This is a genomic window from Intrasporangium zincisolvens, assembly GCF_034724055.1.
In the GTDB taxonomy this organism is placed as follows: domain Bacteria; phylum Actinomycetota; class Actinomycetes; order Actinomycetales; family Dermatophilaceae; genus Monashia; species Monashia zincisolvens.
This window is the reverse complement of the sequence record NZ_JAWIIL010000008.1, coordinates 134,825-159,233: the sequence shown is the minus strand read 5'-3', so window position 1 is coordinate 159,233 and position 24,409 is coordinate 134,825. Positions and strand designations below refer to the sequence as shown.

Here is a 24,409-nt window from a genome sequence, read left to right as displayed (position 1 = left end):
CGCGTCACGGACGCGGTGGCGTCGGGTCGGCCTGTGCCGCAGGCGTGCCCGCGGTGTGGGGGACGAGCGCGAACGCGCCCTCCTCCTCCTGCGCGTTGTGCAGGCGACACACGGCGTAGAGGCCGTAGAGCAGCCGACGCAGCTCGGTGACGTCCTCGGGACGGACGCGTCCCGCGTCGGTGACGTCGTCGAGGAGGCGGCGCAGCCGTCCGACCTGCTGCTCGATCTCGGCGTGCGTGCGGCGCAACCCGCGCGCGGCCGGCGCCCCCAGGGCCCGCGTCACGATCGGCATCAGCTCGTCCTCGTCGGCCCGCTCGTGCGGCACGAGGTCGCGCTCGAGGCGCGCGAGCAGGGCGACGACCGGCGCGATGTCGGGGTCGTGGCGGTCGAGCCCGTCGGCGACGGTACGGATCGACTCGACGGCCACCAGTGCCACCTCGTGCCTCTCGCGCAGCCGCCGCGCGGTCGCGACGTCGGCGTCGGACATCGACACGGTGTGCATCCGCCCCGGCAGCAGCACCCGCAGCGCGATGGCGATCGCGAGCACGTCGATGGCCTCCTGGAGCACCGCGCCGGCGGCCGGCGCCAGCAGTCCCGCCGCCGCCGCGCCCATCGCCACGACCGACAGCCCCATCCCGACGACCACGGCCTCGAGGGCGATCCGCCGCGACCGGCGCGCGATGAGGATGGCGTCGGCGAGCCGGTCGACACGGTCGACGGTGAGCACGACGTCGGCGGCCTCCGAGGACGCCGTGGCGCCCCGGGCCGCGAGCGCGACGCCGACACCGGCCGCCGCCAGCGCCGGGGCGTCGTTGACGCCGTCACCGACCATGATGGTGCGGGCGTGCGCCGACTCGTCGCGGATCGCCGCGAGCTTGGCAGCGGGGTCGTGGTCGGCGAGCACGGCGTCGACGCCGACCACCCGCCCGACGGTCTCGGCGACGTCGTGCCGGTCACCGGTCACGAGGACCGTCCGCTCGATGCCGGCCTCGTGCAGCGCCGTGAGCATCCGTGGGGCGTCCTCGCGGATCGGGTCCTCGAGGAGGAACACGCCGGCCGGCCTGCCGTCGACCGACGCGAACACCGTGAGGCAGCCGTCGAGGGTGGCCCGGCGCCGGGCCTGGGCCACCCAGCCCGGCACGTCTTCGCCGACGGTCCACGACGCCTTGCCGAGCCGCACGACGTGGTCCTCGACGCGTCCCTCGAGCCCGTAGCCGTGCACCTCGCGGACATCGGTCGGCAGGGTCAGCGGCAGGCCGCGGGCCCGGGCCGCGCCGACGACCGCGCTCGCGAGCGGGTGCGGCGACACCTGGTCGAGCGACGCGGCGAGCCGGACGACATCGGCCTGCGCCGACGCGTCGGTGCCGGCTCCCGACTCCGGCGGCGGCACGACCACCGACGTCACCTCCGGGCGGCCGTGCGTCAGGGTGCCGGTCTTGTCGAAGAGCATGACCTGCCCGGCCGCGAGTCCCTCGAGCGCGGCACCGCCCTTGACGACGACGCCGATCCGCGCGGCCCGCGACACCCCCGACATGACCGCCACGGGCGCCGCGAGCAGCAGCGGGCACGGCGTCGCGACGACGAGCACTGCCACGGCCCGCACGGGCGTCCCGCCGAGCCACCACGCGAGGCCGGCGACCAGCAGCGTGAACGGCACGAAGAGGGCAGCGAAGCGGTCCGCCGTGCGCACGAGCGGTGCCGAGGCGGCCTGCGCCTGCTCGACGAGGCGGACCACGTGGGCGTAGGTCGAGTCGGCCGCGAGGGTGGTCGCCACGAGGTCGACCGGCGGGCCGGCGTTGACGACGCCGCTGCGGACGTCGTCGCCGGCAGGGTGCTCGACCGGCATCGGCTCGCCGGTCAGGGCCGACTCGTCGAGGCTCGCGGGACCGAGCACCCGGCCGTCGACCGGGACGACCTCCCCGGTGCCCACGACGAGCACGTCGCCGCGCAGCACCTGCTCGACCGGCACGACGTCGACCGCGGTGGCCCCGCGGCGGCGGGCGGTGCGGGGCGTGCGCTCGACGAGCAGGCGCAGGTCGCGGTCGGCCCGCGCGGCGGCCCGCGCCTCGAGCAGCTGCCCGCTCGCGAGCATGAGGGTGATCATCGCGCCGGCGAAGGTCTCACCGACCCAGAGGGCGCCCGCCAGGGCGAGGACGGCCACGACGTCGACGCTGGCGCGCCGCGCGACCAGGGCCCGGGCCGTCGTCCAGCAGGACACGACGAGGCCGAGGACCGTCGCGGCGAGCCACAGCGCGCGCGCCACCTCGGCCCACGCGTCGTTCCCGCTGCGCAGCCCGGCGACGGCGACGATGGCACCGCCGCCCAGCAGGCCCGCGGAGGCGAGGAAGAAGAGCGTGGGTACGCGTCGACGCCACCTCACCCCTCCATCATCGTGCTGCCGCGACGCCGTGGCCGGCGTCCGCGACAGGACTCACACCGCCCGCGTCGGCGCACGGGTGGAGCGGTGGCGCGGCGTCAGTCGTGGCCGTCAGTCGAGGCCGTCGAAGACGTCGCGTCGCACGGGGCTGCCCGGCGGCAGCGACCGGTCGACGAACCACTCCCGACCGAAGACGAGGTCGTAGATCGGGCGGGGGATGCGCAGGAACGCGGCAAGCGTGCGGTCGGCGCCGCCGTCGGCGCTCGCCTGGGAGGCGTGGGCGCGCATCGACGCGCGCTTGGCCGCGATGTGCCGGCGGACGCTGATGCGGTGGGTGATCTCGCTGCGGGCCGAGAACGCCCGGTCGAAGCTCGAGCGGTCGAACTCCGGCGGGAACCGGTAGACCTTCGCGGCGAGGTCGATGGCCCGGCAGATGGTGTCGCGGGGCACCGTCGCCTCGAGCACCGTCGGCGTGCCGGCGATCTCGGCGGCGCGGGCCCCGACCTCGTGGACCTTCTTGTGGTCGGGGTGGCCGTACCCGCCGTTCGGCTCGTAGTGCAGCAGGACGTCGGCGTCCTCCTCGCGCAGGATCGCGGCCAGGCGCGTCGCGGCCTCCTCGACGTCGGCGCGCACGAACCGCGTCGCTCCCGGCGGGTCGGGGGCGACGTCCGGGCCGAGGCCGCTGTCGGCGTACCCGAGGTGCTCGACGCGGGCGACGCCGAGGGCGCGGGCGCTCGTGCGCAGCTCGTCCATGCGGGTGGCGGCGAGCCGGCCCTCGCCCGTGAACTCGCTCGCGGCGAGACCGAGCTCGCCGTCGGTGGCCACGACGACGACGACGCGGTGCCCCTCGGCGGCGGCGCGCGCCATCGTGCCCGAGGTGAGCAGGGCCTCGTCGTCGGGGTGGGCGTGGAAGGCGACCAGAGTGTGCGGCATCGGCCCCATCTTGGCCCATGACAGAGTGTGACCCGTGAAGGTGGCGCTGCTCTCCGACTGTTACCTGCCGCGGCTCGGCGGCATCGAGGTGCAGACCCACGACCTCGCCCAGCAGCTGCTCGCGCTCGGCCACGAGGTCGAGGCGTTCACCGCCACCCGGGGCCCCGAGGGGCAGATGCACGGCGAGGTCACCGTCGTCGACGGCGTCCCCGTGCACCGCCTCGCCGCCCGGATGCCGTGGGAGCTGCCCGTCAACCCGTGGGCCCCCAAGGAGCTGCGCCGCCGGCTCGTCGAGGGCGGCTTCGACGTCGCGCACGTCCAGACCGGCGTCGTGTCCCCGTTCGCGTGGGACTGCACGCGCGTCACCGTGGGCCTCGGCCTGCCGACGGCGATGACGTGGCACTGCATGCTGGCCGGCGTCGCGCCCGTCTTCGACGCGGCCCGGTTCGTCCGGCGGTGGGCCGCCCGCGGCGTCGCGATGTCGGCGGTGTCCGACGTGGCGGCCGAGCCGCTGCGCCGCCTCGTCGGCGACGGCGTTCACGTCGGGGTGCTGCCCAACGGCATCGACGTCGCCCGATGGGCCGTCGGCGTCCCGGGCGAGCGGGCGCCCGGCCCGCTGCGCCTCGTCACCGCGATGCGCCTCGCCGCCCGGAAGCGGCCTGCCGCGCTCGTCGCACTCGTCGAGCGCGCCGCTGCCCTCGCCGGTCCCGGCTCCCTCGAGCTGACGGTGCTCGGTGAGGGGCCCGACCGCGGTCGCGTCGAGAGGTACGTGCGCGATCACGGCCTCGACTGGGTGCACCTGCCCGGACGCGTCAGCCGCGACGAGGTGCGCGAGCGCTACGCCGCCTCCGACGTCTACCTGTCGCCGGCGCGACTGGAGTCGTTCGGCATCGCCGCCCTCGAGGCCCGCACCGTGGGGCTGCCCGTCATCGGCCGGCAGGGCTCCGGCGTCGGCGAGTTCGTCACCGACGGTGTCAACGGACGCGTCGTCGACAGCGACGACGCCATGGCCCTCGCGATCGCCGACCTCGCGCGCGACCCCGCCGAGGTGGCGCGGATGCGGGCCCGCAACCTCGCCGAGCCTCCCGTGCAGGAGTGGTCGCGGGTGGCCCGGCTCGCGGTGTCCGAGTACGAGCGCGCCGTCGGGCTGGTGCGCCGGTGAGGACCAACGTGCCGGGAGGCATCCGCGTCGTCGCGCTCGCGGCGTCGGGGGAGCGGGTGGCGTCGGAGCCGCTGCACCACGGCGCCGACCCGGTCCACGTGCTCGGCCTGGCCGGGTGGGCCGTCGACGCGCCCCTCGCCTCGTCGATGGCGGACGACGGCGCGCTCGAGATCGCCTACCGCACAAGCCCGCTCGTCGGTGAGGTGCCGCCGCCGGCGACCGTCTTCCGCGACCCCGACGTGCGCGTGGGCGACGCCGCCGTGCCGCACCAGCGCGTCGCCGCGTACGCCGTCGTCACGAGCGCGCGGGGCGTGCTGCTCACCGAGTTCACCAACCTCACCAACGTCGAGGGGGAGTGGGGCCTGCCCGGCGGCGGCCTCGACGAGGGCGAGGCGCCGGTCGACGGCCTGCACCGCGAGGTGTGGGAGGAGACCGGCCAGCGCGTCGAGCTCGGCGACCTTGTGGCCGTGCAGTCCTCGCACTGGTTCGGACGCGCGCCCTCCGGCGTCGTCGAGGACTTCCACGCCGTGCGCATCGTCTACGCGGCCACGTGCCCGTCGCCCGGCGACCCCGTCGTCCACGACATCGGCGGTACGACGGCCGACGCGCGGTGGTTCGCGCCGCACGAGATCGACGCCGTGCCCCTGACCCGGTCCTGGCGCCGGCTCGACGCGCTGCGGGCCCTCGCGCAGCGCGACTACGACGCTCCGTAGGATGACCGCCATGGACCTCGTCTACAACCTCCTCGTCGTGCTCCACCTGCTCGGCATGGCCGCCATCGTCGGCGGCTGGATCGCCGTCCGCACGGGGCGCACGGTCATCGCACCGATCGTGTGGGGAGCCCGGGCCCAGATCGTCACCGGTGTCCTGCTCGTCGGCATCGCCGAGGCGCTCAAGGACGAGGAGCACCACATCAACAACACGAAGATCGCCGTCAAGCTCGTCATCGCGCTCGTCGTGGCCGCGATGGCCGAGATCGGCCACGCCCGCTCCAAGCGCGGCGAGGACGCCGGCACCTTCCTCGACATCGCGGGCGGCGGGGCGGTCGTCAACGTCGCCGTCGCGGCGCTGTGGGTGTGACCACCCACTGCTGAAGCGGAGGTACTCAGGATGCGTTGGGACGCAGGCGTCCTCGCGGGCGTCCTCATCGGGCTCGTGTGGCTGGTGGCCGGCACGGTGCTCGTCGTCGTCGGCCGCCGGCGGCGTCGCGCGGCCGCAGCACAGGGGGCCGAGGGCGCGGGCAACGTCGCCATCATCGGCATCTTCCTGCTCGTCGTCGGCGCGCTGACCTGGTTCGCGACACTCCTGCTCTCCGTCGTCCCCGGCTGACCGCACTTCGCCAGCCCGTTCAGGATGACGACCATCATCGGGTCGTTCGGCGCCGGCGCGTGTTCGGGGTGGCCTCGGGATGGCGTTCGTGGTCGTCATCCTGAACGGCTTGGGCGGCTGTGGATGACGCGCTCGCCGCCTCTGTCGACGGGCCACAGTCGACGTCATGCCCAGTGCCGCTCCTCTGGTCCGATTCGTCACTGCTCTCGGCGGAGTCGCCAGGAGAGGTGAGCTGACGCCGCGGTTCACGGGTCGCGAGATCTCGGCCGCCGTCCGTGAGGGCAATCTCGTGCGCGACGCGCCGGGCCACTACGCCGTGCCTACCGCCGAGGCTGCCCGTCGGGCGGTTCGCCGTGTCAACGGCGTCGCGGTCGGCCGAAGCGCCGCGGCCGTGTGGCGACTGCCGCTCAAGACCCAGCCGACACGGCCGGAGGTTGCCGTACCTCGTGGCCGACGGGTCCGGCCGGAAGACCAGCGGGCATGTCAGGTGCACTGGCGAGCCCTCGGCCCGCACGAGGTCCACGACGGAGAGGTGACGACGCCGCTGCGCACCGTCATCGACTGCGCGAGGACGCTGCCCTTCGACGAAGCCCTGGCGGTCGCCGACTCGGCGCTGCGAGCGCGTCGGGTGACTCGCGCCGACCTGCTTCAGGCGGCGCAGGCCGTGCCGCGCTCTGGTCGTGCGGCCGCTCTGCGCGTCGCGAAGGAGGCCAGTGGCAAGGCGGCCAACCCGTTCGAGTCGGTGCTGCGCGCGATCTCGCTCGATGTCGCCGGGCTGCACCTCGTTCCGCAGGCGCCGATCGTCAGTGCCGGACGCACCATCCATCCGGACCTGAGCGACGCCGGTCTGCGCATCGTCGTCGAGGGCGACAGCCACGAGTTCCACACCAACCCGCGGCAGATCGACATCGACTGCGAGCGCTACGACGAGCTGACCCTCGACGGATGGCTCGTGCTGCGGTTCTCGCACCGTCAGGCGATGGCCCGGCAGGACTGGGTCCGGGCCACCATGGCGCGCGCCAGAGTGTTCCGGATGACGACCACCATCGCTCCGCTGAGCACGGGTCGTGCGGGGACGCGTCGCGCTGGGTGATTGGTGGTCGTCATCCCGAACCGCGGTGGATGTTCGGGGTGGTGGCGGGCCCTGCCGGCGCGGGGGAGGTGGGTCAGGAGGCGTCGTGGACGAGGTCGCCGGCGATGCGGGTCTGGAGCACCCGGGTGTCACGGATCGCGGCCGGCTCGGTGTGCTCGAGCGCCCACGGGTCGCGGTCGAGGCAGACGAGGTCGGCGAGCTGCCCCGGCGCCAGACGACCGACGTCGGTGCGCCCGACCGACGCGTGCGCCGCGACGGTGAACGCGTGCACCGCCTCGTCGAGGGTGACCCGCTCCTCGGCTCGCCAGCCGCCGACCGGGTACCCGTCGGCACGCTGGCGCGTCACGGCGGCGTGCAGCCCCCAGAAGGGGTTCGGGTCCTCGACCGGTGCGTCCGACCCGAACGCCACGGCCACCCCGGCGTCGAGGAACGTGCGCCACGCGTAGGAGGCGAGCCGCCGCGGGCCGATGATGGCGTCGGCGAGGTCGAGGTCGGCCGTGCAGTGGCTCGGCTGCATCGAGGCCACGACGCCGAGCGCCCGGAACCGCGGCACGTCGACCGGGCGCACGTGCTGGGCGTGCTCGACCCGCAGCAGGGCGTCGGCACCGACGCCACCGGACGCGCGGACGGCTTCGAACGTGTCGAGGACGAGCCGGTTGGCCTCGTCGCCGATGGCGTGCGTCGCCACATCGAGCCCCGACCGCACGGCGAGCAGCGTCCGCTCGAGCAGCACGTCGTGCGGCATGGCCGCGATGCCGCAGCCCTCGTGGCCGACGAACGGCTCGGTCATGTGCGCGGTGTGCGACCCGAGCGCGCCGTCGCTGAAGAACTTGACCGGACCGACGCGGAACACGTCGTCGCCCTGGCCCGACCGGCGCCCCTGGGCGATGGCCGCCTCCAGGTCGCCGTCGCGCGTGCACTTGGTGACGCGCAGCCGCAGCGCGGCGTCGGCGTGCATCGCGGCGTAGGCGTCGCGGGCGTCCTCGCCGTCGATGTCGGTGATGCTCGTGAGGCCGACCGACAGCAGCCGCCGCTGGCACCGCTCGAGCCACGGCCGCAGCGGTCCCTCGTCGTGGTCGATGACGAGCAGCAGCTCCTGGGCCTTCTCGCGCAGGATGCCGGTGGGCTCGCCGTCGGCGTCCCGGTCGATCTCGCCGCCGACGGGATCGGGGGTGTCGCGGGTGATGCCCGCGGCGCGAAGCGTCGCCGTGTTGGCCCAGAGGGTGTGCCCGTCGACGCTCGCCAGCGCGGCGAGGCGGCCTTCCGTGACCGAGTCGAGGGCGCGTCGGTCGGGCTGGACCGGCACGTCCCACACGTTGTGGTTCCAGCGCCCGCTGTGCAGCCCGGCCCCGGGCGGGAGCGTCGACGCGTGGGCCGCGATGCGTCCGAGCGCCTCCTCGAGCGACGTGGCGTCGCGCAGGTCGACCGAGGCCATGTCGCGGGACAGCCACTCGGTGTGCACGTGGGCGTCGTGCAGGCCCGGCATGACGACGGCGCCGGGAAGGTCGACGACCTCGCACGAGCCGGTACCGCCGGCCTCGCGGGCGTCGGGGCCGACGGCCACGACGCGGCCGTCCTCGACGAGCAGCGCGTCGGTCCACGGCGAGTCGCCACCGGCTGGGACGCCGGTCCAGATGCGGTCGTGGCGCAGGAGGACCCGGGTCACCGGCCTGGCACCAGGACGAGCTTGCCCGTGGTGCGGCGGCCCTCGAGCGCCTCGTACGCGTCGGCGACCTCGCCGAACGGGTACCGGCCGCCGATCTCGAGCTTGAGCGAGCCGTCGGCGATGGCGCCGAGCACCTCGCCGGCCCGCCACTCGTACTCCTCGCGCGTGGCCACGTAGTGCCCGAGCGTCGGGCGGGTGAGGAAGAGCGAGCCGCCGGAGTTGAGCCGCTGGATGTCGAAGGGCGGCACCTGCCCGCTGGCCCCGCCGAACAGGACCATCGTGCCGCGCGGGCGCAGGGAGGCGAGCGACGCGTCGAAGGTGGCCTTGCCGACGCCGTCGTAGGCGACGTCGACGCCGCGCCCGGCCGCCGCGCGGATCGCCGCCGCGAGGTCCTCGGGTGCCGAGAACTGCGAGTAGTTGATGACGTGCTGGGCGCCGAGATCCGTTGCGATGGCGAGCTTCTCGTCGGTACCGGCCGTTGCGACGACGGTGGCGCCGCGCTGGGTGACCAACTGCACGAGCAGCTGCCCGACGCCACCGGCGGCCGCGTGCACGAGCGCGACGTCGCCCTCGGACACCGCGAACGTGCTCGTCACGAGGTAGTGCGCGGTGAGGCCCTGGAGCATCGCCGCCGCGGCGACCTCGAGGTCGAGGCCGTCGGGCACGTGGACGAGCGCGCTGGCCGGCTTGTTGACGAGTGTCGACTCGCTGCCGGTCGACTGGCACCACGCGACGCGGTCGCCCGTCGTGAAGCCCTCGACACCGGGGCCGACGGCGACGACCGTGCCCGCGCCCTCCTCCCCGAGGACGAACGGCGTCGGCACGGTGTAGACACCCTGGCGCTTGTAGACGTCGATGAAGTTGACCCCGGCGGCCGCGACCTCGACCTGCACCTCGCCCGGACCTGGCTCGGGCACGTCGTGCTCGCGCAGCTCGAGGACGCTGCGGTCGCCGGGTTCGGTGACGAAGACGCTGGTGGCGGTGGTCATGCTCGCCACCCTACGACCGTCGCCGCCGGGCCCTCGGAGCGGTGGCAGCGGTGCGAGCGGCGGGGGCGGCGGCTCCGATGCGGACGAGCAGGGCCACCTCCTCCTCGAGGGCGGTCAGCAGTGCCTCGGGGTCGGGCACCACCGACTCGTCGGCCATGATGCCGACCCGCAGCGTGTCGTCGTAGGTGACGATGCAGAAGCCGAGCGTGTGGCGCCCCGAGCCGGGCACCCAGCCCAGCACCCCGGCCACGGGGACGCCGGCGAGGTACCGGGCCTGCCGCGGCCCGGCGACGTTGGTCGTGACCCCGATCGCCTTGTCGGCGAAGAAGTCGACGACCCGGCGCTCGAGTGCGGCCGGGAAGCGGCCGATGACGGAGATGAGGGCGAAGGTGAGGGCGGCCTCGGGCGAGGCCTTGAGCCAGTCCATCCGCGCCTTGGACAGGGCGAGGCGACCGAGCGGCGTCGCGTCGCCGCTCGGGAAGCGCAGGAAGACGAGGGCGAACCGGTTGCCGAGCTCGCGCGGCAACGGCTCGTCGAGCGGCCGGACGTTGACGGGCACCATCGTCACGAGGTCGACCGGCGTGCGACCGTGCTCCTGCTGGTAGTGGTGCAGGGCGCCCGCGACGGCGCTCATCAGCACGTCGTTGAGGGTGGCGCCGACGAGCCTGCCGACGCCCTTGAGGCCGGCGAGCGGCAGCGGCTGGGTCCACACCAGACGCTTGCGCCGCCCCGGCAGGCCGCCGACCGCGCTGGCCGGGTTGGTCGTCAGCAGCAGGTCGGAGACGACCTGGCCGGTGCGGAGGGTGACGCCGGCCGCGTCGGTGACAGCGGCACGAGCCCCCTTGGACCGCAGGCGGTTCCAGGCGGAACGCCCGGAGGCGCGGGCCAGCCGCAGGCCCGAGCCGAGGGCCCCGGACGACGCGGGACCGCCGACGGGCAGGGCCGTCAGGTCAGCCGCGGCCGGAGGCCCGACGAGGTCGCCGGGCACGCCGCCGGCGTCCTCGGTCAGCCCGAGCAGCACTCGCGTCAGGGCGATCCCGTCGGCGAGGGCGTGGTGGCTGCGGAACACGAGCGCCGCTCCCGACCCGTGGCCGTCGACGAGGTGGACCTCCCAGAGCGGACGCGTGCGGTCGAACGGACGCGGGAGCTGCTCCTCGACGTAGGCCTGCAGCTCCGCGTCGGCCTCGGCAGCCGTTCCCCGCCCGGAGAGGGTGGCGCGGCGCACGTGCCGCGCGAGGTCGAAGTCCGGGTCGTCCTCCCACCGGTAGCGGCCCAGGACCCGCGCGGACCGCCGGGGCCGCTGGCTGAACACGGGGTAGGGCTCGACGATCCGGGTGCGCAGCACGTCGAGCACGCGGTCCCAGTCGGGCACCGACTCCAGGAGCACGACGGACACGACGACCATGAGGTTGGTCGGACGGTCCATGGTCAGCCAGAGCACGTCGGCCGAGCCCATCCGCCGGGGTGGGCGCCCGGGGCGAGCGGCGGGCCTGCGGGGCGAGCCGGGCCCGCCGGGGCGGGGGCGCGCAGCCATGAGCTAGGCGGTCGCCAGCCGCGTCAGCGCGTCGCCGTCGACGCGGAAGGTGGTCCAGTCGTCGAGGGGGTGCGCCCCGTGCGAGCGGTAGAAGGCGATCGAGGGGGCGTTCCAGTCGAGCACCGTCCACTCCAGACGCGTCCACCCGCGCTCGACGCACGTGGCCGCCAGCTCGGAGAGCAGCGCCGTGCCGATGCCGCCGCCGCGCGCGTCGGGGTCGACGAAGAGGTCCTCGAGCCAGATGCCGGGCTGCCCGGTCCACGTCGAGAAGGTGGTGAACCACAGCGCCATGCCCACGACGGGTCCGTCGGGAAGGACGGCGACGTGCGCCGACGCCACGGGCGCCCCGTCGGCCGGGAAGAGGGCCCGGGTGAACTGCTCGGGCGTCGCGACGGCCGCCTCGGGATCCTTCTCGTAGTGGGCGAGGGCCCGCACGAGGCGCAGCAGCTCGGGCACGTCGTGCGGGTCGGCGGGCCGCACGAGGAAGGTGGGGCACTCCGGGAGCGGCGCGGGGCCGGTGCTCGCACCGCGGTCCTGCTCGGAGGTCTGCTCGGGGGTCATGCACCCATCGTGCCGTGGTCGGGCGGTGTGGGTGGTCCGACGTAGGCTGGGGCCCATCATGAGCACGCTCTTCGACGACCTCCCCATGCCCGGATTCGATCGCGGTGGGGCCGGCACCCCAGCGGCGGCCGGGCGCGCCGGCGAGGTCACCGACAGGGGCGTGCCGACGTGGGCCGAGGCCGCCGCGCAGGGCGGCGTCGCGACGCCGGGCGCGCCGACGCCCCTCGACCCCGACGCGCTCCTCAGAGGGCTCAACCCGGAGCAGCGCGAGGCCGTCGTCCACGAGGGCGGCCCCCTGCTCATCGTGGCCGGCGCCGGCTCGGGCAAGACCCGCGTGCTGACCCACCGCATCGCCTGGCTGCTCGGCGAGCGCGGCGTGCAGCCGGGCCAGGTGCTCGCCATCACGTTCACGAACAAGGCCGCGGCCGAGATGCGCGAGCGCGTCGAGGCCATCGTCGGCCCGCGCGCGCGCGCGATGTGGGTCATGACCTTCCACTCCGCGTGCGTGCGGATCCTGCGGCGCGAGGCCGCCAAGGTCGGCATGAAGTCGACGTTCTCGATCTACGACGCCGCCGACAGCCAGCGCCTCATGGGCCTCGTGCTGCGCGACCTCGACCTCGACCCCAAGCGCTACCCGCCGCGCAGCTTCTCCGCGCAGGTCAGCAACCTCAAGAACGAGCTCATCGACGAGGAGACGTACGCCTCGCAGGTGGCCGAGGGCACCCACTACGACCGCACCGTGTCGCAGGCGTACACGCAGTACCAGCGCCGCCTGCGCCAGGCCAACGCCCTCGACTTCGACGACATCATCATGATGACCGTCAACATCCTGCAGGCCTTCCCCGACGTCGCCGAGTACTACCGGCGCCGGTTCCGGCACGTGCTCGTCGACGAGTACCAGGACACCAACCAGGCGCAGTACCAGCTGATCCGCGAGCTCGTCGGCGAGGTCAAGGGCCCGGAGGGCGCCTACGCCGTGCCGCCGGCCGAGCTGTGCGTCGTCGGCGACTCCGACCAGTCGATCTACGCCTTCCGCGGCGCGACGATCCGCAACATCCTCGAGTTCGAGAAGGACTACCCGGACGCCCGCACCATCCTGCTCGAGCAGAACTACCGCTCCACGCAGCGCATCCTGCGCGCCGCGAACGCGGTCATCGCCCGCAACGAGGGGCGTCGGGCCAAGAACCTCTGGACCGACTCCGGCGACGGCGCGATGATCGTCGGCTACGTCGCCGACAACGAGCACGACGAGGCGGCGTTCGTCGCCAAGCAGATCGACGACCTCGCCGAGCACGGGGTCAAGCCCGGCGACGTCGCCGTGTTCTACCGCACCAACGCGCAGAGCCGCGCCGTCGAGGAGGTCCTCGTGCGGACCGGCCTGCCGTACAAGGTGGTCGGCGGCACGCGCTTCTACGAGCGTCGTGAGATCAAGGACGCCCTCGCCTACCTCCGCGTCGTGTCCAACCCCACCGACACCGTCAACCTGCGCCGCATCCTCAACACGCCCAAGCGGGGCATCGGCGACCGCGCCGAGGCGTGCGTGGCGGCCCTCGCCGAGCGCGAGCGCATCCCGTTCGTCGCGGCGCTCGGCCGGGCCGAGGACGCCCCGGGCATCGCGACCCGCTCGGTCGCTGCGATCCAGGGCTTCACCTCGATGCTCGAGCAGCTGCGGCTCGTCTACGAGAGCGGCGGCGGCATCGCGACGCTCCTCGAGGCCGTCCTCGACCAGAGCGGCTACCTCGCCGAGCTCCGCGCCAGCCAGGACCCGCAGGACGAGACCCGCATCGAGAACCTCGCCGAGCTCGTCGCTGTCGCCCAGGAGTACGACGAGCGCCGGGCCCGCGACGTCGCCGAGGCCGAGGTCACGGGCGAGGCCACCTCGACGCCGGGGCAGCCCGACGCCGAGCCCGAGGACGTCGCCCCGGCGGGCCCGCTCGAGGAGTTCCTCGAGCAGGTCTCGCTGGTGGCCGACGCCGACGAGATCCCGGACGAGCCCGAGGCGCAGGCCCAGGGCGTCGTCACGCTCATGACGCTGCACACGGCCAAGGGTCTCGAGTTCCCGGTCGTCTTCCTCACCGGCATGGAGGACGGCACCTTCCCGCACCTGCGCGCCCTCGGCGACCCGAAGGAGCTCGAGGAGGAGCGCCGGCTCGCCTACGTCGGCATCACCCGCGCCCGCGAGCGGCTCTACCTGACGCGTGCCGCCGTGCGCTCGGCGTGGGGCGCGCCGCAGTACAACCCGCCCTCGCGCTTCCTCGACGAGATCCCCGGCGACCTGCTCGACTGGCAGCGGCTCGGTCCCTCCTTCAGCGGCGCCCGCGGGTCCGACCGCCCGGCTGTCGCGACGCTCGCGGCCCGGCCCGGCGTCCGCAGCCCGGGCAAGCGTCCGGTCATCTCGCTCGACGCCGGTGACCGTGTCAGCCACGACGCGTTCGGCCTCGGCACCGTCGTGCGGGTCGAGGGGGAGGGCGACAAGTCGATGGCGCACGTCGACTTCGGGCCCGACACCGGCACCAAGCGGCTGCTGCTGCGCTACGCGCCCCTCGTCAAGCTCTGAGTCACGCTCTGAGGCGGACGCGCACCGCCGGACACACGACGAGGCCCGCCCCGGATGGGGCGGGCCTCGTGTCGTGACGCCGGTCGCGTCGGTGCTGCGGGTGCCGCTGGACGCTCAGAGGTTGACGCCGCGGGCGGCGAGCCAGGCGCGCGGGGCGACGGCCGAGCCGTCGTCGGGGTGGATCTCGAGGTGCACGTGCGGACCGGTGGAGTTGCCGGTGGAGCCGCTGTAGGAGACGAGCTGACCCGGCTCGACCTCCTCGCCGACCGAGACGACGAGGCGGCTGTTGTGGGCCATCCACGAGACGGTGCCGTCCCAGTAGCGGATCTTGACCATGTTGCCGTAGCCCTCGGTGGACCAGCCGGCGAAGACGACGGTGCCGCTGGAGAGGGCGTGGACCGGGGTGCCGGTGGCGACGGCGAGGTCCTGGGCCGGGTGCATCTTGCCCCAGCGCCAGCCGAAGCCCGAGGTGAGCGTGTAGCCGGCGACCGGCACGACCCAGCGGTGGGCCCGGGCGATGGCCCGGGCCTTGGCTGCCTCCTTGGCCTTGCGGACGGCGTCGGCCCTGGCCTGCTTGCGCGCCTGCTCGGCGGCGGCCGCCTGCTCGGCGGCGTCGGCGGCCTGCCCGGCCGAGGTGGTCGCGCGGGTGATGATGGCGCTCGCGTCGCGGGCCATGTCGCGCGAGGAGCGGGCGCCGGCACGGTTCGCGGCGGCCGCGGCGACGGCGTCCGGGTCGGCGGCGAGGCCGAGACCGGCGACGGAGTTCGACACGTTCTTCATGGCGGCGGCCTCGGGGCTCAGCTCCTGCGCGCCGGCCTGCCGGATGACGAGGCCTCCGGCGACGGTCGAGGAGAGCAGAGCGACGGGGACGACGAACTGTCGACCCCGTGACGGCTTCGAGGGCGGCCGGTGCCGGCCGGAGTAGCTGTTGTTGCTGGGCACGAAAAACTGACCTATCGGTTCCGGATGCGAGCGCCCAGCGTAACGTGACCGTTTCGTTACGCAAAAAACGGTTGAGAACGCAGGGGGCCAGCGCCGCGGTGGAGGGTTCGCGACTGAGCCCGACCCTAGGGCATCTGCGGCTTCCGTGGCGGTTTTCCACCGCGTGGTTTCGGCGCGCCGCGCTCGGGCGTGTGGCGGGTGCGCAGGGGGCTGACGCCCGGGGTCAGCGTCGCGCCGGTGGTGTCGAGGTGGGCGAGCGCCGCCGAGATGCCGTGCACGACGCTGCTCGTGATCGGGATGCTCATGTGCCCGACGCCGTGCAGCGCGATGTTGTGCACGTTGAGGTCGGGATGGTGCAGGGCCGCGTTGCGCTGCGGCACGACGACCTGGTCGAGGTCGGACCAGTACGCGATGAACCGGGTCTGGCAGTCGCGCACCGGCCGGGCGAGCTCGGCGAAGAGCCGGCTGCGGGGGCGCAGCTGGCGCGTCAGGCCGTTGTTCCACGCGTAGGCGAGGTAGCTGCCGCGGTGCGGGGTGCCGAGCGTCACGAGCGTGTGCACGTGCGCGTCGCCGCCGAGACGCGTCACGTAGTAGCGGGCGATGAGCCCACCCATCGAGTGGCCGATGACGTGGATGCGCTCGTAGCCGGTCTCCTCGACGATCCGCTCGACCTCCGCGCCGAGGTCGGCGGCCGCGGCGCGCACGTCGCCGGTGAACAGCGAGTAGTTGATGGTGTCGATGCGCCCGAAGCCGCGTCGGGACAGCCCCCGGCGCAGGACGGTGAAGATCGAGCGGTTGTCGACCATGCCGTGCACGAGCAGGATCGGCGTGCCGGCCGCCTCGACGTCGCTGACGATGAGGCCGCGCTGGCTCGGCGTCAGGTGCCCGACGCGGTAGCCGTCGCGGTGGTCGGTGGCGCGGGATCCGAGGTGCCCCACGGGCCAGAGCGCCATGTGCAGGCCGATCCACGTGGCCTCGACGGCAGCCCCGGCCAGGCCGGTGGGCGTCAGCAGGGCAGCGGCCACCTCCCGGGCCGCGGCGAGCGCGCCCCTGGCGCCACCCGTCCGGCGGGCCGGGGCGGACTCGGCTCGCGACGGCGTCGTCACGCGTGCGGAGGCTCCCACGGCGGTGACGTTACCCCGGGTAATGCGGGACTGCTCACTTTCGTGCTGTGCCTTCGGCGGGTCTGGCTAGAGTTCGGCCCATGAGCGAGACCCCTGGTGCCGTGACCGCCGACGTGATCCGGGTCGTCGTGGCCAAGCCGGGCCTGGACGGGCACGACCGCGGCGCCAAGGTCGTGGCCCGCGCGCTGCGCGACGCCGGCATGGAGGTCATCTACACCGGCCTGCACCAGACGCCCGAGCAGATCGTCGAGGCAGCGATCCAGGAGGACGCCGACGTCGTCGGCCTCTCGGTGCTGTCCGGGGCCCACCTGACGCTCTTCGCCCGCGTCGTCGAGCTGCTCCGCGAGCGCGACGCGAGCGACATCGTCGTCTTCGGCGGCGGCATCATCCCCGACGACGACATCGCCGAGCTCGAGCGGCTCGGCGTCGCCAAGGTGTTCACGCCCGGCGCGACGACCCGCGAGATCGTCGACTGGGTGCACGCGAACGTCCACCCCGCCTGACGCGTCGCCCGCGCCAGGCGCGTCCCGGGAGCCTGACGCGGCGCCGGCGCAGCCCGGTCAGACGCGGTCCGCGTGGTCGGCGCGCTCGACCCGGTGGACGCGGTCGACGCGTCGGTTGAGCGAGAAGAGCCGGCCGAGCACGGGCATGAGCACGATGTTGAGCCCGTGCAGCACGCCGATGACGAGCAGGATGCCGCCGATGCGGACGAGCTCGGCCTGCACCTGCGGGGCGACGACGGTCTGCGACACGTTGTTCCACTGGTCGTGCGGCGGCGCGAGCTGGACCGTGAAGAGGATGTACGCGGCGAAGATGAGGTAGTAGACGACGTCGGTCAGCACGATGTAGCTCTTGCCGGTGGCCGGGTTGTCGTGGAAGACGTCGGCCGCGTAGGCGCGGCCGAACCGCTTGATGAAGGGGCCGAGCCACACCGCGATGGCGACGAGCACCGCCGTCGTCGCGAGCTCGAGGATCCACCAGGGCATGAGCAGGTCTCCGTCCGATCGGGGGGTGAGCAGGAGCACGAGGAGCGCGGCGGCCGCGACCGCGACCACCCAGAGGGCGACGACGCGTCGGACCTTGCGCCGGCGGCGCTGGTCGTCGTGGACCGACTCTAGGACGCGGCCGAACAGGTCGCGCGAGGGTGCGGGAGGTGCGGCGCCCACGGGTCGCAGGGCCTCCTGGATGAGGTGTTCGATGTCGCTCATGGCGTCTCCCGGAGCGCGACGTGCAGGGCCCGGAGGCCTCGCTGGAGGTGGGTCTTGACGGAGTTCACCGACATGCCGAGGCCGTCCGCGATGTCGGTCGGCGACATGTCGTAGTAGTACCGCAGCGTCAGGCAGTCGCGCTGCCTCCCGGGCAGGGCCCGCAGGGCCTCGATGACCTCCTGGCGGGCGCTGCGCCCGAGCGCGGACTCCTCGGCCGAGGGAGCGTCGTCGGGTGCCGGCGGGCGGTGGTGCAGCGACACGAGCCCACGACGGTTGTGGTCGCGGGCCAGGTTGATGACGATCGAGCGCAGGTACGCGGCCGCGCGAGCAGGGTCCCGGACGCGCGCCATGGTGCGGCTGAGCCGGATGAACGCCTCCTGCACGAGGTCCTCGGCCGCGGTCTTGTCGTCGACGTAGAACCGGGCGAGGTGCAGCAGTGATGGAGCCTCCGCGTTGAACAGCGCGGCGGCCTGGGTGTCGAAGTCGTCGCCGGCCACTCCGGCGGTCACGACCTCAGCAGGGAAGGCATCCATCACCTCGACAGACGGGCGACGGATCGGTCCGGGTGACAGGAAGATTCCGAATTCTTTTTGTGGAGATCCCTGTCGCCCGGCAGGCCGGCGCGCCCGTCTCCAGTGTAGGAACACACAACACGAGGGAGGGCGTGAAAGCCATGCATCACAGGAGGATTCGCGGGGGGATGGCCGGACTGGTCGCGGCGTCGGGGGTGGTCGCGCTGGCATCGACGGCGGTGGCTGCTGCCGTGGTGGTCCGGTCGTCGGGGAACATGCGCGACTACGACACCGTCGCCGCGGGGCCGTTCGACCACGCGACGGCCCGCGTCCAGCTCGTCGGTCACGGGTCGGGCACGACCGCCGTGCTGCACGTGCGCGGCATCGACCCGTCGGTCGCGGGCCGCACGTTCGGTGCGCACCTGCACGACGGGCCCTGCGCCACCGGCCAGCCGGCGCTGGCGTCGGGGCACTACAACGTCGACGCGCACGCCGGGCACGTGCCGCCGGCGGTGTCGCCGGCCACGGAGGTCTGGCTCGACTTCACCGTCGACGACACCGGTGGGGGAGACTCGAGTGCGGTCGTGCGCTTCCCGGTGCAGTCCGGAGCGCGATCGGTCGTCGTGCACGCGGCGCCGACCAACCCGGTCACCGGCGCGGCCGGCGCCCGTCTGGCGTGCCTGCCGGTGGAGTGGTGACGATGCGCGCGCGCTCGACCGGCGGACGCGGACCGTCGCGGCTCCTGTCCGGGCTGGTCACCGGCCTCGCCCTCGGTGCGGCGTGGGGCGTCCTCGCCCGCGTCTTCATGCGGCTTCTCTCCACGACACCCGGGTTCTCTTGGGCCGGAACGCTGTTCATCCTCGGCCTCAGCGCACTGCTGGGCGGCGGCCTCGGTCTCGTCGCCGGCGCCCGGGCGTCGAACCGCACGCGGTGGTGGCGGCTCGCGCCCCTGCCCGGTCTGCTGCTCTTCGCAGGACCGGGCCTGGTCCTGCTGCCCGGCGCGGTCGGGGTGGCGCTCGCGGCGTCGGCGCGACGCGTCTGGCTGCGGGCCCTCCTCTGCGTCGCCGGCCTGGCCGGGATGCTCGCGCTCCTCCTCGGATCCGATGAGGATCCGGGGGCGCGCACCGGCGGGACGTGGCTGGGACTGGGGCTCCTCGTCGTTGCCGACGTGCTGCTCGGGCTCGGCCTCCACGAGTGGTGGCGCCGGTGGGCTCCCGCGGCCGGTGGAGGGGGCTCCCCGGCCGCGGGGCACGAGGCGCCCGTCGCGCAGCAGGCGTCCGCCTGACGCCGACGCCAGCCGGGTGCGTGGCGGCCACGACGTGGACACCGGGTGTGATCCACGTCCCGTCCCGCGCACCCGGTGACATCGGCACCGGTCCGGGGGCACTAGAGTCCGAGGGTCAGCCTTCTTTCGGTTGCGCCCTGGCGCGAGGACCGACCCCGTTCACACGTGGGTGGCCCGGCGGACGCCTCCTCGGCGCAGTCGAGCACCCCAATCGACGACGAGGACGGACCCCACCCGTGGATCTCTTCGAGTACCAAGCCCGCGACATGTTCGAGAAGCACGGAGTCCCCGTGCTCGCAGGCGCCACCGCGACGACGCCCGAGGAGGCGCGTGCCGCCGCCGAGCGGATCGGCGAGACGTCGGGCGGCGTCACCGTCGTCAAGGCGCAGGTCAAGACCGGAGGTCGCGGCAAGGCCGGCGGCGTCAAGGTCGCCAAGAGCGCCGACGAGGCGCAGGCGCACGCGGAGCAGATCCTCGGCATGGACATCAAGGGCCACACCGTCGGCACCGTGATGATCGCCGCGGGCGCCCGCATCGCCGAGGAGTACTACTTCTCGATCCTGCTCGACCGTGCCAACCGCACCTACCTCGCCATGTGCTCCAAGGAGGGCGGCATGGAGATCGAGCAGCTCGCCGTCGAGCGCCCCGACGCCCTCGCGCGCATCGCCGTCGACCCGAACACCGGCATCGACGCCGCCAAGGCGCAGGAGATCGTCGACGCCGCCGGCTTCGACGAGGCTGACAAGGCGGCCATCGCCCACGTCGTGCAGAAGCTGTGGACCGTCTACCGCGACGAGGACGCGACGCTCGTCGAGGTCAACCCGCTCGTCAAGACCGAGGACGGGCAGATCGTCGCCCTCGACGGCAAGGTCTCCCTCGACACCAACGCCGACTTCCGTCACGCGGACCACGCGGGCCTCGAGGACAAGGCCGCTGCGGACCCGCTCGAGGCCGCGGCCAAGGAGAAGGACCTCAACTACGTCAAGCTCGACGGCTCGGTCGGCATCATCGGCAACGGCGCGGGGCTCGTCATGAGCACCCTCGACGTCGTCGCGTACGCCGGCGAGCAGTTCGGCGGCCAGAAGCCCGCGAACTTCCTCGACATCGGCGGCGGCGCCAGCGCCGAGGTCATGGCCAACGGCCTGCACATCATCCTGTCCGACCCGCAGGTCAAGAGCGTCTTCGTCAACGTGTTCGGCGGCATCACGGCGTGCGACGCCGTCGCCAACGGCATCGTCGGCGCGCTCGACGCGCTCGGCGACGAGGAGAACCGCCCGCTCGTCGTGCGCCTCGACGGCAACAACGTCGAGGAGGGCCGCCGCATCCTGCAGGAGCGCAACCACCCCCTCGTGACGATCGAGCCGACGATGGACGGCGCCGCGCGCCGCGCCGCCGAGCTGGCCTCGCAGGCCTGATCCCGAGAGTCCGAGAGAGAGAACGATCAACCATGGCTATCTTCCTCAACGCTGACTCCAAGGTCATCGTCCAGGGCATGACCGGCTCCGAGGGCATGAAGCACACCCAGCGCATGCTCAAGTCCGGCACGACCATCGTCGGTGGCGTCAACCCGCGCAAGGCCGGCACCACCGTCGACTTCGAGGGTGGCGTCAGCGTCCCCGTCTTCGGCTCCGTCGCCGACGCCGTCGCGCAGACCGGCGCGAACGTCAGCGTCATCTTCGTGCCGGCCGCCTTCACCAAGGCTGCCGCCGTCGAGGCCGTCGACGCCGAGGTGCCGCTCGTCGTCGTCATCACCGAGGGCGTCGCCGTCAAGGACACCGCGGAGTTCTACAACTACGCCAAGGAGAAGGGCGCGACGCGCATCGTCGGCCCGAACTGCCCGGGGCTCATCACGCCTGGCGTCTCCAACGCGGGCATCATCCCGGCCGACATCTCGGGCACCGGCCGCATCGGCCTCGTCTCGAAGTCGGGCACGCTGACCTACCAGATGATGTACGAGCTGCGTGACTTCGGCTTCAGCTCGGCCGTCGGCATCGGCGGCGACCCGATCATCGGCACGACGCACATCGACTGCCTCGAGGCGTTCCAGAACGACCCCGACACCGACGCGATCGTCATGATCGGCGAGATCGGTGGCGACGCCGAGGAGCGCGCCGCGGCCTACATCAAGGAGCACGTGACCAAGCCGGTCGTCGGCTACGTCGCCGGCTTCACCGCCCCCGAGGGCAAGACGATGGGCCACGCCGGCGCCATCGTGTCCGGCTCCTCGGGCACGGCCCAGGCCAAGAAGGAGGCCCTCGAGGCCGCCGGCGTCAAGGTCGGCAAGACGCCGACCGAGACCGCCGACCTCATGCGCGAGATCATGAAGGGCCTCGCCGGCTGACGCACCGGTCCTTCCAGCACGTCTTCCGGGCGGCCACCCACACGGGTGGCCGCCCGGCCGACGTCCGGGGGAGGGAGCCGCCGGACGCCGGGTCTTGGCCGCGTGGGCGTCAGCAGGCCATGAGGCCGAGGACGAACCCGCGGGCGCGGAGTCGGGGGATGAGCAGGTCGAGGGCCGCGACGGTCTGCGAGCGGTTGCCGCCGCCGTCGTGCAGCAGGATCCGCGAGCCGTCGCGGACGTTCAGCAGGACCCGGCTGACGATCGTCCACGTGCCGGGGCGCGACCAGTCGCGTGGGTCCACGGTCCAGAGGATCTGTCGCTGGCCGCGGGCGGCGATGATCGCGGCGACCCGGACGCTGGTCGCGCCGTAGGGCGGTCGCACGCAGCGCGGCCGGTAGCCGAGCACGCTCTCCATGCGGTTCAGCTGCCCGGTGACCGACGCCGACGACAGCGTGGTGAGGTCGGGGTGGCTCCACGTGTGGTTGCCGATCTTGTTGCCGTAGGTGCGCAGGGTGCGGGTGATCGAGGGGTACCAGGACACGTTCTGCCCGACCTCGAAGAAGACCGCCCTGACGCCGTACCTCCGCAGGACCGCGAGGATCTGTGGGGTGTACGTGGCGCTGGGGCCGTCGTCGAAGGTGAGGTAGACGGTGCCGGCGTAGGCGACCGCTGCCGCGGTGACGCCGGTGACGCCGGTGAGGGCGGCGGCGGACGAGGCGCGGGCCGCGACCGACTGGGCGGGAGCCGGGGCCGCGACGGCGGTCGCGAGGGCGAGGGCGAGAAGGGGGCCGAGGACGCAGGTGAGGAGCGTCGTGGCCCGGGAGCGGAAGGTGGTCATGGAGGGTCACTCCCTTTCATCTCCAGTCTCCGTCGTCCGCCGCACCCCTGTCAGGCCGTTCGACTGCTCTGTTCGTCACGCCGCTTGGGGCAGTGTGGAGTTGGGGTGAGAGTTCGGCCGCGCCCGGCGTGGGGGCTCGCCCCCGGCACGTCGAGCGCCGACCATGGAGGCGACCGCACGCCCGGCCCGTCAGGAGTGAGTCCGCTGCCCGCCACGAGCCCCACCCCGTCGTCCGCCGTCCCGGCGGCCCTGCGCGCCGGACTGCTCGCCGCGGTCGGTACGTGGTCGGTCGTCGGCCTGCCCGCCCTCATCGGCTGGGTGGCCGCACCCGAGAGCTCGCTCGGGTGGTTCTCCGCGGTGTCGGTGGGCAGCGCCGTGTGGTTCCTCGGTCACGGCCAGTCGGTCGGCACCGCCGCCGGGGTGACGCTCTCCATGACGCCGGTGCTGCTCCTGCTCGTCTTCGTGCACGTCGCCTTCCGGTTCGCCCGACGCGTCGTGGCCACGGAGCGGCTCCGCGTCGGTCCCGACGCGTGGAGCCAGGTGGCGCGCTGGGGCGTCGTGCCGGGCTTCGTCGTCGGGTACGGCGCCGGCTCCGCGGTCTTCGCGCTCTTCACCCTCGGCGGCCCGGCGACGCCCGGGGCCGCAGCGGTGCTCGGGTCGCTGATCGTGCCGCTGCTCGCCCTCGGCTTCGTGCTCCTGCGCCCCGAGGACGACGCCGCGCCGGCCTTCGTGCGCACCTGGTTCCGCCGCGGACCGACGTGGCTGCCGGCGGTGTGGCGCACCGGCTGGTGTGGGGTCGGCGTCCTGATGACGCTCGGGGCGGTCGTCGTCGTGGCGCGCCTCGCCGTGTCGTGGGGCCAGGTCATGGCGGTCCAGGACGAGTTCGGCGTCAACGCGGGGGCCACCGTCATTCTGGGGCTGGCCCAGCTGGCCCTGCTCGGCAACGCCGCGACGTGGGCCCTCGGGTTCCTCGCCGGACCGGGCTTCCAGCTCGCGCTCGGCGGGGCGGTCAGCCCGGCTGCCGCCCAGCCCGGCCTCCTGCCGCTCGTGCCGGTGCTCGGGGCGATGCCCCAGGCGGCCGACTACCCGGCCGCCATGTACCTGGTGATCCTCGCGCCGGTCGCCGTCGGTGCGCTGCAGGCCCGACGCGTCGACCGCGAGCTCGAGTTCTTCGGCAACGTCCGGGCGCGGGTGACCGCGACCACCGTGGCCGCCCTGCTCCCGGTGGCCGTCGTCGTGGCCCTCACGGCGCTCGCGAACGGGGCGGTGGGCACCGACCGCCTCTCGCGCGTCGGGGTCCCGGTCGGGGCCTTCGCGGCGGCCCTCGCCGCCGAGGTGCTCGCGGGCGCGCTGTTGTGGCTCGCGGTCCTGCACGTGCGCGATCGGCAGAGCGGAGGGGGCTCCGACGCGTCGGGCGCATCAGGCGCGTCTGGCGCATCGGAGGCGTCGGACGCCGCGGGCGAGGCCGGGGCATCGCGCACCGGGAGCGCTGAAGAGCAGGGCGCCGACGCGTCGGCCGGCAGCGGGCGCGTCAGTCGGAGATGAACCCGAGCGGACTGGCATCGCGCAGCCGCTCGCACTGGCCGCGGGCCACGTTCGTCTGGGCCCCCGCGAGGCAGTCCTCGTAGCGGCTGACCGGCCCGTACATCAGGGCCTGCAGCAGCAGCGACATGACGGGCAGGGTCAGCACGGCGAGGGCGACCCCGGCCCAGACCTTCTCGCGCCCCGGGCGCGGCGTGAGGAAGCGCAGCAGCCGCACGGCGAGCACCATCGCGATGACGAGCGGCAGCAGGGCGACGAACCGCTGCGGCAGCGGCAGGTACATCGCGGTGATCCCGACGAGCGCGAAGAGCGGCACGGGCAGGGAGTACCGCGCCTTCTCGCGGGCGTAGGCGATCTCGGCCTCGCGCTGCGGGTTCCGGGGCGGCTGGCTCATGTGCCCCATCCTCACCCATGCC

At 73.8% G+C, this 24,409-nt stretch carries 24 protein-coding genes; 12 read left to right on the top strand and 12 right to left on the bottom strand.

Annotated features, from left to right (window positions below):
* Positions 1–4: 4 nt before the first annotated feature.
* Together RY076_RS18760 and RY076_RS18755 are read right to left on the bottom strand one after the other, a co-directional pair.
* Positions 5–2,380: a heavy metal translocating P-type ATPase gene (locus RY076_RS18760; protein ID WP_323100732.1), complete on the bottom strand. Its 2,376-nt coding sequence runs from the start codon at positions 2,378–2,380 to the stop codon at positions 5–7.
* A gap of 108 nt (positions 2,381–2,488) precedes the next feature.
* Positions 2,489–3,310, bottom strand: a complete 822-nt coding sequence (locus tag RY076_RS18755) for a PIG-L deacetylase family protein (protein WP_323100730.1) — start codon at positions 3,308–3,310, stop codon at positions 2,489–2,491.
* 34 nt (positions 3,311–3,344) lie between these two features.
* On the opposite strand from RY076_RS18755, the gene RY076_RS18750 reads away from it, so the two are divergent.
* From RY076_RS18750 to RY076_RS18730, 5 genes are all read left to right on the top strand, one after another.
* Positions 3,345–4,472, top strand: coding sequence for a glycosyltransferase family 4 protein (locus tag RY076_RS18750; RefSeq protein ID WP_323100728.1), 1,128 nt, complete (start codon positions 3,345–3,347; stop codon positions 4,470–4,472).
* Positions 4,469–5,185 carry an NUDIX hydrolase gene (locus tag RY076_RS18745; RefSeq protein WP_323100726.1) on the top strand — a complete coding sequence of 239 codons (717 nt, stop codon included), beginning with the start codon at positions 4,469–4,471 and terminating at the stop codon, positions 5,183–5,185. The genes RY076_RS18750 and RY076_RS18745 overlap by 4 nt, the downstream gene beginning before the upstream one ends.
* A gap of 1 nt (position 5,186) precedes the next feature.
* Complete coding sequence (locus RY076_RS18740) at positions 5,187–5,552, top strand: hypothetical protein (protein WP_323100724.1); 366 nt, start codon at positions 5,187–5,189, stop codon at positions 5,550–5,552.
* A gap of 30 nt (positions 5,553–5,582) precedes the next feature.
* Complete coding sequence (locus tag RY076_RS18735; protein WP_323100723.1) at positions 5,583–5,801, top strand: hypothetical protein; 219 nt, start codon at positions 5,583–5,585, stop codon at positions 5,799–5,801.
* A 487-nt stretch (positions 5,802–6,288) separates the two neighbouring features.
* Positions 6,289–6,894, top strand: a complete 606-nt coding sequence (locus RY076_RS18730) for a hypothetical protein (RefSeq protein WP_323100721.1) — start codon at positions 6,289–6,291, stop codon at positions 6,892–6,894.
* A 73-nt stretch (positions 6,895–6,967) separates the two neighbouring features.
* Here the strand turns inward: RY076_RS18730 and RY076_RS18725 are convergent, their stop codons facing one another.
* The 4 genes from RY076_RS18725 to RY076_RS18710 form a co-directional block, all read right to left on the bottom strand.
* A complete protein-coding gene (locus RY076_RS18725) occupies positions 6,968–8,560 on the bottom strand; it encodes an amidohydrolase (RefSeq protein ID WP_323100719.1) in 1,593 nt (530 codons plus the stop codon).
* A complete protein-coding gene (locus tag RY076_RS18720; protein WP_323100717.1) occupies positions 8,557–9,549 on the bottom strand; it encodes a quinone oxidoreductase family protein in 993 nt (330 codons plus the stop codon). Before RY076_RS18720 ends, RY076_RS18725 begins: the two co-directional genes overlap by 4 nt.
* A gap of 10 nt (positions 9,550–9,559) precedes the next feature.
* A complete protein-coding gene (locus tag RY076_RS18715) occupies positions 9,560–11,005 on the bottom strand; it encodes a wax ester/triacylglycerol synthase family O-acyltransferase (RefSeq protein ID WP_323100765.1) in 1,446 nt (481 codons plus the stop codon).
* Positions 11,006–11,086: 81 nt separating this feature from the next.
* Positions 11,087–11,644: a GNAT family N-acetyltransferase gene (locus tag RY076_RS18710; RefSeq protein ID WP_323100715.1), complete on the bottom strand. Its 558-nt coding sequence runs from the start codon at positions 11,642–11,644 to the stop codon at positions 11,087–11,089.
* A 58-nt stretch (positions 11,645–11,702) separates the two neighbouring features.
* On the opposite strand from RY076_RS18710, the gene pcrA reads away from it, so the two are divergent.
* Entirely contained in the window at positions 11,703–14,201 is a 2,499-nt protein-coding gene (pcrA, locus tag RY076_RS18705) for a DNA helicase PcrA (protein WP_323100713.1), read from the top strand.
* Positions 14,202–14,315: 114 nt separating this feature from the next.
* On the opposite strand, the gene RY076_RS18700 is transcribed toward pcrA, so the two are convergent.
* Together RY076_RS18700 and RY076_RS18695 are read right to left on the bottom strand one after the other, a co-directional pair.
* Positions 14,316–15,143, bottom strand: a complete 828-nt coding sequence (locus RY076_RS18700) for a M23 family metallopeptidase (protein ID WP_323100711.1) — start codon at positions 15,141–15,143, stop codon at positions 14,316–14,318.
* A gap of 125 nt (positions 15,144–15,268) precedes the next feature.
* On the bottom strand, positions 15,269–16,267 hold the full coding sequence (locus RY076_RS18695) for an esterase/lipase family protein (protein WP_323100709.1): 999 nt from the start codon (positions 16,265–16,267) through the stop codon (positions 15,269–15,271).
* Between the two features lie 80 nt (positions 16,268–16,347).
* Between RY076_RS18695 and RY076_RS18690 the strand changes: the two genes are divergently transcribed.
* A complete protein-coding gene (locus RY076_RS18690; RefSeq protein WP_323100708.1) occupies positions 16,348–16,770 on the top strand; it encodes a cobalamin B12-binding domain-containing protein in 423 nt (140 codons plus the stop codon).
* Between the two features lie 57 nt (positions 16,771–16,827).
* Here RY076_RS18690 and RY076_RS18685 read toward each other — a convergent pair whose 3' ends face one another.
* Positions 16,828–17,475: a hypothetical protein gene (locus tag RY076_RS18685; RefSeq protein WP_323100707.1), complete on the bottom strand. Its 648-nt coding sequence runs from the start codon at positions 17,473–17,475 to the stop codon at positions 16,828–16,830.
* The gene (locus RY076_RS18680) at positions 17,472–17,984 is read right to left on the bottom strand and encodes an RNA polymerase sigma factor (RefSeq protein ID WP_323100706.1); all 513 of its coding nucleotides are present in this window, start codon (positions 17,982–17,984) and stop codon (positions 17,472–17,474) included. The genes RY076_RS18685 and RY076_RS18680 overlap by 4 nt, the downstream gene beginning before the upstream one ends.
* A 191-nt stretch (positions 17,985–18,175) precedes the next feature.
* Here RY076_RS18680 and RY076_RS18675 point away from each other — a divergent pair, with 191 nt between their 5' ends.
* The 4 genes from RY076_RS18675 to sucD all read left to right on the top strand — a co-directional run bounded on the left by RY076_RS18675 (position 18,176) and on the right by sucD (position 21,613).
* Entirely contained in the window at positions 18,176–18,685 is a 510-nt protein-coding gene (locus RY076_RS18675) for a hypothetical protein (RefSeq protein WP_323100704.1), read from the top strand.
* Positions 18,686–18,687: 2 nt separating this feature from the next.
* Entirely contained in the window at positions 18,688–19,272 is a 585-nt protein-coding gene (locus tag RY076_RS18670; protein ID WP_323100703.1) for a hypothetical protein, read from the top strand.
* A 236-nt stretch (positions 19,273–19,508) separates the two neighbouring features.
* The gene (gene sucC / locus RY076_RS18665; RefSeq protein ID WP_323100702.1) at positions 19,509–20,687 is read left to right on the top strand and encodes an ADP-forming succinate--CoA ligase subunit beta; all 1,179 of its coding nucleotides are present in this window, start codon (positions 19,509–19,511) and stop codon (positions 20,685–20,687) included.
* Positions 20,688–20,719: 32 nt separating this feature from the next.
* The gene (sucD, locus tag RY076_RS18660) at positions 20,720–21,613 is read left to right on the top strand and encodes a succinate--CoA ligase subunit alpha (RefSeq protein ID WP_323100700.1); all 894 of its coding nucleotides are present in this window, start codon (positions 20,720–20,722) and stop codon (positions 21,611–21,613) included.
* 109 nt (positions 21,614–21,722) lie between these two features.
* On the opposite strand, the gene RY076_RS18655 is transcribed toward sucD, so the two are convergent.
* Positions 21,723–22,451, bottom strand: a complete 729-nt coding sequence (locus RY076_RS18655) for a polysaccharide deacetylase family protein (RefSeq protein ID WP_323100698.1) — start codon at positions 22,449–22,451, stop codon at positions 21,723–21,725.
* Between the two features lie 105 nt (positions 22,452–22,556).
* Here RY076_RS18655 and RY076_RS18650 point away from each other — a divergent pair, with 105 nt between their 5' ends.
* On the top strand, positions 22,557–23,996 hold the full coding sequence (locus RY076_RS18650; protein ID WP_323100697.1) for a cell division protein PerM: 1,440 nt from the start codon (positions 22,557–22,559) through the stop codon (positions 23,994–23,996).
* On the opposite strand, the gene RY076_RS18645 is transcribed toward RY076_RS18650, so the two are convergent.
* Positions 23,983–24,387, bottom strand: a complete 405-nt coding sequence (locus RY076_RS18645; RefSeq protein ID WP_323100695.1) for a hypothetical protein — start codon at positions 24,385–24,387, stop codon at positions 23,983–23,985. The two genes, RY076_RS18650 and RY076_RS18645, sit on opposite strands and share 14 nt — an antisense overlap.
* Positions 24,388–24,409: the final 22 nt, after the last annotated feature.